General features: G+C 71.4%; 10 protein-coding genes. 1 reads left to right on the top strand and 9 read right to left on the bottom strand.

What is annotated here, in order from left to right; all coding sequences use genetic code 11:
* Positions 1–16: 16 nt before the first annotated feature.
* From Raf01_RS09915 to Raf01_RS09875, 9 genes are all read right to left on the bottom strand, one after another.
* The gene (locus Raf01_RS09915) at positions 17–490 is read right to left on the bottom strand and encodes a VOC family protein (protein WP_203917481.1); all 474 of its coding nucleotides are present in this window, start codon (positions 488–490) and stop codon (positions 17–19) included.
* 98 nt (positions 491–588) lie between these two features.
* The gene (locus Raf01_RS09910) at positions 589–1,104 is read right to left on the bottom strand and encodes a gluconokinase (RefSeq protein WP_239133497.1); all 516 of its coding nucleotides are present in this window, start codon (positions 1,102–1,104) and stop codon (positions 589–591) included.
* A gap of 27 nt (positions 1,105–1,131) precedes the next feature.
* Positions 1,132–2,337, bottom strand: a complete 1,206-nt coding sequence (locus Raf01_RS09905; protein ID WP_203917480.1) for a sensor histidine kinase — start codon at positions 2,335–2,337, stop codon at positions 1,132–1,134.
* Entirely contained in the window at positions 2,334–3,011 is a 678-nt protein-coding gene (locus Raf01_RS09900) for a response regulator transcription factor (RefSeq protein ID WP_203917479.1), read from the bottom strand. The genes Raf01_RS09905 and Raf01_RS09900 overlap by 4 nt, the downstream gene beginning before the upstream one ends.
* 154 nt (positions 3,012–3,165) lie before the next feature.
* On the bottom strand, positions 3,166–4,668 hold the full coding sequence (locus Raf01_RS09895) for an outer membrane protein assembly factor BamB family protein (protein ID WP_203917478.1): 1,503 nt from the start codon (positions 4,666–4,668) through the stop codon (positions 3,166–3,168).
* On the bottom strand, positions 4,665–5,993 hold the full coding sequence (locus tag Raf01_RS09890) for an outer membrane protein assembly factor BamB family protein (RefSeq protein ID WP_203917477.1): 1,329 nt from the start codon (positions 5,991–5,993) through the stop codon (positions 4,665–4,667). The genes Raf01_RS09895 and Raf01_RS09890 overlap by 4 nt, the downstream gene beginning before the upstream one ends.
* A gap of 142 nt (positions 5,994–6,135) precedes the next feature.
* Entirely contained in the window at positions 6,136–8,085 is a 1,950-nt protein-coding gene (dxs, locus tag Raf01_RS09885) for a 1-deoxy-D-xylulose-5-phosphate synthase (protein WP_203917476.1), read from the bottom strand.
* Positions 8,086–8,322: 237 nt separating this feature from the next.
* Positions 8,323–9,597, bottom strand: a complete 1,275-nt coding sequence (locus Raf01_RS09880; protein ID WP_203917475.1) for a class I SAM-dependent RNA methyltransferase — start codon at positions 9,595–9,597, stop codon at positions 8,323–8,325.
* Positions 9,594–11,633 (bottom strand): APC family permease, encoded by a 2,040-nt coding sequence (locus tag Raf01_RS09875; protein WP_239133496.1) that lies wholly within the window; start codon positions 11,631–11,633, stop codon positions 9,594–9,596. Before Raf01_RS09875 ends, Raf01_RS09880 begins: the two co-directional genes overlap by 4 nt.
* Before the next feature lie 116 nt (positions 11,634–11,749).
* Here Raf01_RS09875 and Raf01_RS09870 point away from each other — a divergent pair, with 116 nt between their 5' ends.
* On the top strand, positions 11,750–12,409 hold the full coding sequence (locus tag Raf01_RS09870; protein ID WP_203917473.1) for a potassium channel family protein: 660 nt from the start codon (positions 11,750–11,752) through the stop codon (positions 12,407–12,409).
* The last annotated feature ends 56 nt before the right edge of the window (positions 12,410–12,465 follow it).

The raw sequence follows: 12,465 nt of genomic DNA, 5'->3' as shown, positions 1-12,465 counted from the left end.
ATCGGCAGGACAGGACCTACGGCATCGGCGGCTCGGCCGCGGGTTCCTCCAGCGCGACCGACTGCTGTGCCGCCTCGGGGGCGGCAGCCCGCTGCGGAGTGGGAGGGGCCGTCGCGGCCCGCTCGGCTGCCGAGCGCTCGACGCAGAACTCGTTGCCCTCCGGATCGGCCAGCGTGACCCAGCCCCGGCCGTCCGGCAGCCGGTGGTCCTCGAAGACCGTCGCGCCGAGCGCGATGAGCCGGTCCGTCTCCTGGTCGCGACCGGTACCCGGCTGGAGATCGAGGTGCAGCCGGTTCTTCACGGACTTGCCCTCCGGTACCCGGATGAACAGCAGCCCCGGCCCGGCCCCGTCCGGCGCGACGAGCGAGATCTCGTCGTCGCCCGGGGCGTCCTCCGGATGCCGGGGGTACCCGGTGACCTCCTGCCAGAACCCGGACAGCGCCCACGGATCCGCGCAGTCGAACGTGATGTTGCGTACGGAAGCGGTCATTGCGTCACGCTCGCACACCCGGAGCGCGGGTGCGACGCGTTTAGCGGTCAACTCGACTGGTCTGACTCGGCGCGTCTGGCGCCGCGCGACGACCCAGACTAGTCGCCGGTGATGTCGTCGTTCAGGCCGGCAGTGATCTCGTCCACCACCTGCCGGGGGGTGCCGCCGATGGTGACCGTGAGGACGTTCTCGTCGGGGGCCGGCTCCTCCAGGTCGGCGAACTGGCTGTCGAGCAGTTCGGCCCGGAAGAAGTGCCCGTGCCGGGCGGTCAGCCGGCCCTTGATCAGGTCGCGGGTGCCCTGCAGGTACACGAATTTGACCTGCGGACGGCGCAGCAGGTCACGGTACGACCGCTTGAGCGCCGAGCAGCTCACCACGGCCGGGTCCGCCGCGGTGATCTGGATGTCGATCCAGCCGGCGATGGCGTGCAGCCAGGGCCAGCGATCCTCGTCGGTGAGCGGGTGGCCGGCGGCCATCTTCTCCACGTTGGCCACCGGGTGGAAGTCGTCGGCCTCGGCGTACTGCCAGCCGAGTTCGCCGGCGAGCATGGCGCCGATGGTGGACTTGCCACTGCCCGACACGCCCATCACCACGATGATCGAGTGTTTCGCCACCCGATCAAGATAGCCCGCCCGGGGGCGCTAGCGTGCCGGCACGCTCGCCGACGCCGCCACCACCGGAGTCGTCGCGGCCGCTGGCAGCGTCACGGTCACCTCCAGGCCGCCGCCGGCCAGCGCTACGGCGGTGACCGTACCGCCGTGCGCGTCGCACACCGCCCGCACGATGGACAGCCCGAGCCCGGAGCCGCGTACCCCGGTCCGCTCCCGGCCGCCGCGGCGGAACGGCTCGAACAGGCCCGGCAGGTCGGCCTGCTCCACCTCGAAGCCGGTGTTGCCGACGACCAGCGTCGCGTGCTCGTCGTCGGAGTACGTGCGGACCCACAGCCGACCGCGCAGCGTGTTGTAGCGCACCGCGTTCTCGATCAGGTTTCCGGCCAACCGGTCGAGCAGGCTGGGGTCGCCGACCACCGGCGCCGGGCGCAGATCGGTTTCGACCGACAGCCCGAGCCGACCGGTCTCCGCCTGCACCGCCGACAGCGCCGACGAGACTCCGGCGGACAGGTCGGCCGGTACCTTGCGGACCAGTCGCCGGCCCGCCTGAGCCTCGGTACGGGCCAGGACCAGTAGCGCCTCCACCAGCGCGTTGGCCCGCTCCGACGCGTCCCGTACCACGGTGGACATCCGGCGGTACTCGTCCACATCGGCATCCGGGTCGGACATGGTCACGTCGATCTCGGTACGCATCACCGCCAGCGGCGTACGCAGCTCGTGCGACGCGTTGGCGACGAACCGTTTCTGGCTCTCGAACGACCCGGCCAGCCGCTCCAGCATCGCGTCGAAGGTCGCGGCCAGCTCGGCCACCTCGTCGTCCGCGCCGTCGTAGCGGATGCGCTGGTCCAGTGTCTCGCCGGACAGCCGCCTCGCGGTCGCGGTGACCCGGTGCAAGGGGCGCAGCGCCCGGCCAGCCACCACGTACGCGCCGGCCACCCCGACCACGCTGATCGCCAGTACCGCCACCAGGCCCTTGACCAGCAGCTCCCGTTCAGCGGAGTTGATCAGATCATGCTGCCAGACCCGGGCGTCCAGCCGCCGCCCGTCGGCGAGCACCACCTGGTTGCCGGCGGCGAGCAGGTGGGAGGGGCGCAGCGCCTGGTGCACCACCAGCCAGGCCAGCAGTACGAGCAGGGCCGCGGCGCCGACCAGCAGGATCCCGTTGAGCAGCGTCAGCCGCAGCCGGAGCGTGGGGCGTAGCCGGCCGCGCTCGCGCCGGCCGTCATACACCGTCATGCCAACTCCGGTTCGGACACGGTCACCCGGTAGCCCGCGCCGACCACCGTCTCGATCAGCGGCGGGTCGCCCAACTTCTTGCGCAACGTCATCACGGTCACCCGGACCGTCGTGGTGAACGGGTCGGCGTTGGCGTCCCACACCCGTTCCAGCAGTTCCTCGCTGGACACCACGCCACCCCGAGCCTTGATCAGCTCTTCCAGGATGCCGAATTCCTTGCGGGTCAGTTCCAGTGTGCGGCCGGCCCGGTTGACCGACCGGCGGGCCTGGTCGAGGACCAGGTCACCCACGGCCAGTACCGGCGGCGCCGGTGGGGTGGCCCGCCGGCCGAGCGCCCGTACCCGCGCCACCAGCTCGTCGAAAGCGAACGGCTTGGACAGGTAGTCGTCCGCGCCCAGCCCGAGCCCCTCCACCCGGTCGGCCACGCTGGCGCTGGCCGTGAGCATCAGGACCCTGGTCAGTGCCCCCGACTTGACCAGGTCGGCGCAGATCTCGTCGCCGTGCATCCCAGGCAGGTCCCGATCGAGGACCATCACGTCGTACCGGGTCACGAACGCCATCTCGTGCCCGGAGCGCCCGTCATAGGCGACGTCCACGGCCATGCCCACGCGCCGCAACCCGCGCACGATCGCATCCGCGAGGTTCCGCTCGTCCTCGATCACCAGTACCCGCACGCCCCACCTCCGGCTTTCGACCAGTCTGGCTCGGCGTGTCGGGCGCCCCGCCACGACCCAGACCAGTCGTCACTCCGGACAGCGTAGAACGCCACCACCCAGGGCTCGGGTAAAGTTGATCATGAAAGGGTCGATGGGCACCAGAATCCGAACATCAGGGCTGATAACGCCAGATCCTCAGCGTCTCCACGAGCGTCTCGCAGACCAGGTAATCCCCGAAGGACCGGCACTGCCCCTTGAGGACGTCCGGGGCGAAGCCGATCGTGCTCAGCGCCAGCGGCTCACCGGTCAGCATGCCGAACCAGACCCGCCCGTCCGGCACGTCCGGCCAGCGGGCGAACAGCGGCAGCCGGGTCGCTCCGGTGATCGACTGCCAGCGGTCGAGGTACAGCAGCGGTCGGCCGTCCCCGGCCGCGACCATCCCCGCGCTGGCCGCGCCGAGCGGCTGTACCAGCAGGTCGCCGGCCAGTTCCGGGGGAAGCTGCGGGGCGGGCCCGGCACCGGGCACCTCCACGGCCACGTGCTGTGGCGTGTGCCAGCGTTCCTTGCCGCTGTCCGGGTCGAGTACGGTCAGCCCGCGATCGTCGGACAGGCAGAGCAGTTGCGCGCACGGGTACGTGCCGTACGTGGTGCCCGTACCCGTGACCGTCCACAGTGTACGGAGCGTGTCGGCGTCGTACGCGATCACTCGCATCGAGCCGTTCCCGTCGGAGCCCACCAGCAGCCGCTCACCGATCGTGGACAGCACTGGAGCGATACCCAGCGTGTCCCGATCGTCCCCGTCGCCGCTGTCGCCGCTGTCGTCCCCGCCGGTCTCGTCCGCCGCATCGCCGGAACCGGCACCGGCCGAACCGGCGTCGCCGGAGCCGGTCGTGCCGGCCGCCGCCGACTCGACCCCGCTCGTCCCGGACTTCGGCGGCGGTACCCGGGTCGACCGCAGCACACGTCCGGTCATCAGGTCGACGACCCGCAGGTCGCCGCCCGGGCACAGGACAGCCAACCGGGTACCCGAGGCCGGCTGGCCGGTCGCCGCGTGCTGGCAGCCGGCATCCAGGCCATAGGTCCACACCGACCGGCCGCTGCGCAGGTCCACCGCCTCGACGCTGGTCGCCAACTGCTCGGACAGCATCACGCCCTGCCGGGCCACCGGGCCGGTGTCCACCGCGTACGAGTGAGCCAGCAGCACCCGACCCGCCGGCAGCAGCATGTCCATCGAGTACCGGTCGTGCCACAGCACCCGGCCACTCGCCTCGTCCAGCGCCACCGTGTGGTCCCCGTCGAGCCCGGGCGCGTACATGGTCGCCACCAGGACGCCCTCGGCCGCCTGAAGGTTCACCAGAGTGGACAGCGATGCGACCGTCGTGCTCCAGAGCCGCCGCCCACTGGCCAGGTCGTACCCGGACACCCGGTTGCCGCCCCGGCCCACCGCGGCGACGAACGCCGTGTCGCCGTCGATGACATACTGCGCGCCCGACGCGAACGGCAGCGAGCTGAGCACCCGCAGCCTCGCCGAGGCCGGCCCCAGTTCCCCGGACAGCGTGAGGCTGAGCGCGACGATCAGCAACACGATGCCGAGCCGGGATCCACGGCGGACGGCCTTTCGGCGGAACGGGTGGGCACGCTCGCTGCCCGGCCCCAGTACGCCAAGGTCGATCATGCCGGATACCGCCATACCGCCAAATCGCTCTCCAACGTCGTACAGAACAGCAGGTCATTGTCGGGCTGGCAGCCCTGGAGCCCGACCTCGGCGAGCCGCGCGACCGGATAGATAGCCGCCTTGTCTGGATCCAACCGCGCGAACCAGGTGTACCGGTAGTCCGACGAGTCCGGCTCGGTCATCAGCCGAGACGTGCCGAACGCGGCCAGCGGCGACCAGTCCCCCAGGTCGCGCAGCAACCGGCCGGTACCCGCGTCCAGCACCCCGCTGCGTTGGATGTCGCCGACCCGGTACCCGAGCAGCTGGTTCGCGCCGATGAGGCTGGCACCCTGCCACTCCGGCGCGGTCCACCGCACCCGTCCGGTACCCGGGTCCACCCCGCTGAGCCGGTTCAGCTCGGCGATGCAGAGCACCTGGCCGCAGTCGTCGGGAAAGCCGAAGTACTCCCCCGAGCGGTGCCACCGCTCGGCCAGGCCGGGCAGGGCATAGTCGGTCAGCAGCGTGCTGGAGCCGTCGCGCCGCTGCACGATCAGCGATCCGCCGACCACGTTCATGCTGGTCTGTCCGGTCGGGTCGGCCGGGCCGTCGGGGGCCAGGCTGGCCAGCTGTTTCGTGCCGAGCAGCGCGCCGCTGCCGCGGGCCAGTACCGTCGCCATCCCGTCCGGCCCGATCACCAGGACGTCCGGCCGGCCCGACCGCGCCCAGTCCGCGAGCTGCACTTCAGAGCCGGCCGCCAACGGCCGCGACCAGACCGCCTGGCCGGTACGGATGCGCACCATCCTCAGGTCCCGGTCGCCGGCCGGGTCGCCGACCAGGATCACCGCGAGCTGGTCCCGTTCCGCTGGAAGATCCGGCGGCCAGGACCACAGCGGGTACCCCGGAGTGCTCCACAGCGGCCGGCCGGTGGCCCCGTCCAGCACGGTGAGCCGGGACCCGCTGGGTACCGGCTCGAACGTGCTGACCGCGAGCACCCCGGCGGCCGCCACGTACCGCAGGTTCTCCGGCGGGTCAGAGACCGTGGTGCGCCACAGCCGGCGGCCGGTGGAGATCGAGTACCGGCTTACCTCCTGGCTGCCCAGCGTCTGCTGGCCGACGAACGCGGCGTCCGGCCCGGGCTCGATGGTGACCTGGCCGTGCACCGGGATCGTGGCCAGCCGGACGAACACCGGCCCGGGTACGGCGGCGGACACCGACAGCAGCAGGACGAGCACGCCCAGCACGCCGGCCACCGTGAACCGGGAACCGCGCCCCCGATAGCGGCGCCGGACGGTCTCCTCGCCGACCGACCAGTCGTCCCCGAGATCGATGAGTACCGTCGTTGCCACCCGCCACCCCGATCCACCCCGTCTCGGAAGGGCTGGCATCGTCGTTTACCACCAACGATGTGAGCAGCCTTCGCGTATGGGAGGTACCCCGAGGCGGGTGGCTAACCGCCCCCGATCGGCTGAATCCCGGGCTGGCCAGGTGTCAGTTCGTGGCGCGCACCCCGTTCGGAGTGGACGTCAGCGTGGTATCGGCCAGCTCCAAGCCGGAGACGGTCTCCACCACCGTGCGGGCGACGTCCTGGGCGGTCAGGCCCAGGTCGGTGAGGATCTCGGCCCGGGTGCCGTGCGGGTGCCAGTCTGCCGGTACGCCCAGGTTGCACAGCGGTACGGCGACGTGAGCATCGCGCATCGCCTGTCCCAGCGCGTCACCGACCCCGCCGGTGCGCACGCCGTCCTCGACGCTGACCACGAGCCGGTGCTCCCCGGCCAGCTCGACCAGCTCGGCGGGGATCGGGCGGACCCAGCGCGGGTCGGCCACGGTCACGTCGTATCCCTGGCCGGCGACCCGGCCGGCCGCCTCGACGGCCAGGTGCGCGAACGCCCCGACCGCGACGAGCAGCACGTCCCGGCGCTGGCCCCGGGCCAGGATGTCGACCGGTCCGCGCCGGTCGATCGCGGGCAGGTCCGCCGGCACCGAGCCGGTCGGGAACCGAACGATCGTGGGGCCGTCCGACACCTCGGCCGCCTCGCGCAGCTCGGCGCGGAGCGTGGCGGCGTCCCGTGGCGCGGCGATGCGCAGCCCCGGTACGACGCCGAAGGCGGCCATGTCCCAGATGCCGTAGTGGCTGGGGCCGTCCGGCCCGGTGATGCCGGCCCGGTCGAGCACGAACGTGACCGGCAGCTTGTGCATGGCCACGTCCAGCAGCACCTGGTCGAAGGCCCGGTTGAGGAACGTCGCGTACACCGCGACGATCGGGTGCATCCCGCCCATGGCCAGGCCGGCCGCCGAGGTCACCGCGTGCTGCTCGGCGATGCCGACGTCAAAGGCGCGCTCCGGGAAGGTACGCATCAGCTTCGCGATACCGGTCGGCTCGGCCATCGCCGCGGTGATCCCGACGATGTCCGGCCGCCGATGGGCCAGCGCGACCAGCTCGTCGGCGAACACGCTGGTCCACTTGAGCGAGGGCGGGGCGAGCAGCTTGCCGGTCTCGACGTCGAAGGCGCCCGGGCCGTGCAGGCAGTCCGCCTCGTCGTCCTCGGCCGGCTGGTATCCGTAGCCCTTGCGGGTCACCGCGTGCACGATCACCGGGCCACGGAAGCCCTTGGCCCGGCGCAGCGCGGACTCCACCGCCACGATGTCGTGCCCGTCGACCGGGCCGACGTACTTGATGCCCAGGTCCTCGAACATCGCCTGGGGCGCGACCGCGTCCTTGATCCCCTTCTTCACCGCGTGCAGCGTCTCGTACAGCGGCGCGCCGACCAGCGGCGTCCGGCCGAGCGCGTCCTTGAACAGGTCGAGCACCTTCTCGTACCCGGGGTTCAGGCGCAGCGCGGCCAGGTGGTCGGCCAGCCCGCCGATCGTCGGCGCGTACGAGCGGCCGTTGTCGTTGACGACGATCACCAGTGGGTTACGCGCGGCCGCGATGTTGTTCAGCGCCTCCCAGCACATGCCGCCGGTCAGCGCACCGTCGCCGACCACGGCGACCACGTGCCGGCCCTCGCCACGCAGCGCGAACGCCTTCGCCAGCCCGTCCGCGTAGGACAGGGCGGTGGAGGCGTGCGAATTCTCGATCTGGTCGTGCTCGGACTCGGCGCGGCTCGGGTACCCGGACAGCCCGCCGCGGCGGCGCAGCTGGTCGAAGCCCTCCTGGCGACCAGTCACCATCTTGTGCACATAAGCCTGATGTCCGGTGTCGAACAGGATGCGGTCGGTGGGCGAATCGAACACCCGGTGCAGAGCCAGGGTCAGCTCGACCACGCCCAGGTTGGGTCCCAGGTGGCCGCCCGTACGCGACACCTTGGCGACCAGGAAATCACGCACCTCACCAGCCAGAACCGCCAGCTCCGCCGGCGTAAGCCCCTTCAGGTCGCCCGGTCCGGTGATGCGGGCCAACATCGGGAACTCAGCATCGTTACCAGGAAAGGAGCTCATGACCACTCACTCTAACGGGAGATCGCCGCCCCGCTGCCAGACCGGCGCTCAGATTCACAAGCCCCACACATCGCGATCTCGGGTCGGGGCGAGCCGGGCAAGCTGAGCGGCGGGTCACGCGGGTCGCGTTCCGATCCGGCGCGAAATGCCCGGTGACGCGGGTCACCAACAGCTTACTGAACATCCCGACGAACAGCGCGATCCGGACACCGAAATCATGCCCCGGGGCCGGCACGGTCAGGCCGGGAGCAGCAGGCCGACGCACTCGACGTGGTGGGTCATCGGGAAGGCGTCGAACGCGCGCAGCGCCGCGAGCCGGAACCCACGGGCGCGGAAGGTGGCCACGTCCCGGGCGAACGCCGCCGGGTCGCACGCCACGTACGCCACCGCACGCGGTGACGCGCCCGCCACCAGGCGCACCGCGGCCGCTCCGGCACCGGTGCGCGGCGGATCGAGCACCACCACGTCCGGGTCGCCCGCCGGCCGAAAACGCTCCACTGTGGACCGTACAATGTGGACATTCGACAGGTCGGCGAGCGATGACCGGGCCGCGGTGATCGCCTCCCGGTCGGACTCCACCAGCGTCACCTCGGCGACCCGGGGCGCGAGCGCGGCGGCGAACAGCCCGGCGCCGCCGTAGAGGTCCCAGGCGCGCTCGCCGGCGACCGGCTGCACCAGGTCCAGTACGGCCGACACCAGCGTGTCCGGCGCGGCCGGGTGCACCTGCCAGAACGCCTGCACGCCGAGGCGCCAGCGCCGCCCCACCGCCCGCTCGGTCACTTCGGCCGGACCGGACACCACGCCGGAGGTCGAACCGACGAGCGTGACGTCACCGCCGCTTCCCGCGATCGCCTCGACCCGGTCGTCGGTCGGCCACGGCTGCCCGGTGACCGGGGCGTCCTGCACGGCGGGGTGCGCGATCAGGCACCGGTCCACCGGGACCACCTCGTTCGACCGGTGCGCGAGCAGGCCGGCCCGGCCGCTCGCGTCGACCGTGTACCGCACCCTGGTACGCCATCCGAGCGGCCCGCCGGGCAACTCCTCGACCCGTACCCCGAGCGCGTCCACCTCGGCCGGCGACAGCCCGCCCAGCCGCAGCAACTGCTCCCGTACGACGGCGGCCTTCAGCTCGCGCTGGGCGGCCGGCGCCACGTGCTGGAAGTCGCACCCGCCGCAGTGGGCGACCGGAGTGTGGCGACCCACGTGGGGCGCTTTGGCCGGCGTGGCGTACGGGCAGGGCGGCTCCACCCGGTCCGGCGAGGCCGACAGGATCTCCACCGCGTCCGCGCGCAGGTAACCGGGCAGCACCTCGGTGACCGACACGGTCACCCGCTCACCCGGCAGCGCGTGCCGCACGAAGACGACCCTGCCGTCCGGCGCCCGGGCGACGCAGTGCCCGCCGTGCGCGACCGCGCCCACCTCGACCTCGAACCGGTCCCCGACCAGCACCTCGTCGCCGACCGGCCGGGCCGGGTCGACGGAACGGGAGTCGAGCTTGCCGGGGAGCGTCATTCAGCCCGCACCATGCCACTGGACGCCGGCGTGGTGGGCTGCGGGGGTACCGACAGGCCGGTCTCCGCCCGCGGGCCGCGTACCGGCGCGGTGTGCGCGCCCTCCAGCCGGCGGAGGTTCTTGTTCTGGCTGGACTCCAGCTGCCAGGGGACGCTCACCACCATCACGCCGGGCTCGAACAGCAGCCGCGCCTTGAGCCGCAACGCGCTCTGGTTGTGCAGCAGGTGCTCCCACCACTTGCCGACCACGTACTCCGGGATGAACACCGTCACCACGTCGCGCGGCGACTCGCGGCGCACCGACTTGACGTAGTCGATGATCGGCGCGGTGATCTCCCGGTACGGCGAGTCGACCACGGTCAACGGCACCGGGATCCCGCGCGCCTCCCAGTCCGCCTCGATCGCCCGGGTGTCCGCGTCGTCCACGTTCACGGTCACCGCGGTCAACGTGTCCGGCCGGGTGCCCTGCGCGTACGCCAGCGCCCGCAGGGTGGGCAGGTGCACCTTGCTGACCAGCACGATCGCCTGGTTGCGGGCGGGCAGCATCGGGCGCTCGTCGGCCGGTTCCAGCTCCTGCGCGACGTGGTCGTAGTGCTTACGGATACCGAGCATGACCAGGAAGATCACGCACATCATGGCGATCGAGATCCACGCGCCGGCCAGGAACTTCGTGACCACGACCAGGATCAGGACGAACCCGGTCATGGCCAGGCCGATGCCGTTGATCGTGCGCGAGCGCAGCATCCGGCGCCGCATCGCCTGGTCCCGCTCGACGCGCAGCAACCGGTTCCAGTGCCGCAACATGCCGGTCTGGGACAGCGTGAACGACACGAACACGCCCACGATGTAGAGCTGGATCAACCGGGTGGACTGGGCGTCGAACGCCACGATCAGGATGATCGCGAAGGTCGCCAGGAACAGGATGCCGTTGCTGAACGCCAGCCGGTCGCCGCGGGTGTGCAACTGGCGGGGCAGGTACCGGTCCTGGGCCAGGATCGAGCCGAGCACCGGGAAGCCGTTGAAGGCGGTGTTCGCGGCCAGCGCCAAGATCAGCGTGGTGGTCGCGATGACCAGGATGAACGCCGGGGTGAAGCCGCCGAAGACGGCGTGCGCCAACTGGGCGGGCACGGTCTTCTGCTGGTACCCGGCGGGCAGCTTCTGCGCCGTGACGTCCACGATCCGCAGCCCGGTCAGGCGGGCCAGCACGACGATGCCCACGAGCATGGTGATCGCGATGCTGCCCAGCAGCAGCAGGGTGGTGGCCGCGTTCTTGCTCTTCGGCTTCTTGAACGCCGGTACCCCGTTGGAGATCGCCTCGACTCCGGTCAGCGCCGTACAGCCGGAGGCGAACGTGCGTACCAGCAGGAAGGTGAGAGCCAACCCGGCGATCGAGTGCGTCTGGTGGACGGCGATGTGCGCGCTCTCCGCCTGCAGGTGGTTGCCGAGGATGAAGATCCGGAACAGCCCGACGCCGACCATGAGCAGGATCGAGCACATGAAGGCGTAGGTCGGGATGGCGAAAGTGGTACCGGCCTCCCGGATACCGCGCAGGTTCATGGCGGTCAGGACGATGATCACGCCGACCGCGAACTCGACCTTGTGCTCGGCGGCGAACGGCCAGGCCGATCCCAGGTTCTCCACGCCGGAGGAGACCGACACGGCCACCGTGAGCACGTAGTCGACCATGAGCGCGCTCGCCACCACCAGGCCGAACTTGGGCCCCAGGTTGACCGTGGCGACCTCGTAGTCGCCGCCGCCCGACGGGTACGCGTGCACGTTCTGGCGGTAACTGGCCACCACGGTCAACATCACCGCCACCACGCCCAGCGCGATCCACGGCGAGTACGCGTAGAAGGCGGCGCCGCCGACCGAGAGCGTCAGCAGGATCTCGTCCGGCGCGTAGGCCACGGACGACAGGGCATCTGAGGCGAAAACGGGCAGCGCGATGCGCTTCGGGAGCAGCGTGTGCTGCATCCGGTCGGATCGGAACGGCCGTCCGATCAGCAGGCGCTTCAGCAGCGAAGTGGGGGTGGCCACGAGTGACAAGGGTACGGCCGTTGCGCTCGCCGTGTCGGGTGGGTGATCGACGCGGGGGTGCATCGACCGTGTACCGTGCCGCTTCGTAACACCCCGATGCCGGGAGGGCATTTCCAGTGCACATCGTGATCATGGGCTGTGGCCGGGTCGGGTCGACCTTGGCACACAGCGTCGAGGCCAAGGGCCACTCGGTTGCCGTGATCGACGTCCATGCCGACGCGTTCCGCCGGCTCGGGCCGGACTTCACCGGGCTGACCGTCACCGGCATCGGCTTTGACCGGGAAGTGCTGATCGCCGCCGGCATCGAGCGGGCGGACGCGTTTGCCGCCGTGTCGAGCGGGGACAACTCCAACATCATCTCGGCGCGGCTGGCCCGGGAGACGTTCGGGGTGCAGCGCGTGGTGGCCCGGATCTACGACCAGAAGCGTGCCGAGGTGTACGAGCGACTCGGCATCCCGACCGTGGCCACGGTCCGGTGGACCGCGGACCGGATGCTGCGCCACGTGTTGCCCGGGGGCAACACCGAGGTCTGGCGGGATCCGACCAGTACCGTGGCCATCGTCGAGGTACCGGTGCACACCGGCTGGATCAGCCGGCCGGTCCGCGCCCTGGAGGACGCGACCGGCGCCCGGGTGGCCTACATCATGCGCTTCGGTGTCGGCGCCCTACCGACCGCCTCCACCGTCCTGCAGGACGGCGACCAGGTGTTCATGCTGCTCACAGACGATCTGACCGAGCCGGTTTCGAAGATCGCCGGCGCGGCGCCCGCGGCCTGACCGGCGGGCAGCGGATTGTTCGAGTCGAGCCGTCAGGCCGGCCCGGTTTGTGGGCC

This window comes from Rugosimonospora africana (genome assembly GCF_016862975.1).
GTDB lineage: Bacteria > Actinomycetota > Actinomycetes > Mycobacteriales > Micromonosporaceae > Rugosimonospora > Rugosimonospora africana.
The sequence above is the reverse complement of the archived record's forward strand: the minus strand, read 5'-3'. Positions and strand labels throughout refer to the sequence as shown.